Source organism: Paraburkholderia sp. SIMBA_027, assembly GCF_046535315.1.
Lineage (GTDB): Bacteria > Pseudomonadota > Gammaproteobacteria > Burkholderiales > Burkholderiaceae > Paraburkholderia > Paraburkholderia tropica.
Window position 1 is genome coordinate 1 of record NZ_JAWRWY010001374.1, and the last position, 245, is coordinate 245.

Genomic DNA, 245 nt, shown 5'->3' on the forward strand with positions numbered 1-245 from the left:
CGATATACTACATCAACAGAACTGTGGCCGCTCAATAAGCAGACCGTTTTGGGATCAACACCACTCTTAATCAAGTTCGTACAAAACGTATGCCGAGCCATGTGGGGTGTGACAATATAATCAAGTTGAGCCTTTTTGCTATACTTCTCTAAAATTTTATTTATTGCTAACCTTGTCAGTGATCCCCTTTGCCCTTGAAGTAGCTTGCTTGACAAAGTGTTTGGTCTAACTTCTAAATAAGCTCT

1 protein-coding gene is annotated in these 245 nt (G+C 40.0%); it reads right to left on the reverse strand.

Going from position 1 to position 245, the window contains the following annotated elements:
* Positions 1-215 (reverse strand): tyrosine-type recombinase/integrase (locus SB764_RS43675; RefSeq protein ID WP_410867259.1); only part of this gene is annotated, 215 nt, incomplete at its 3' end.
* Positions 216-245 lie beyond the last annotated feature (30 nt).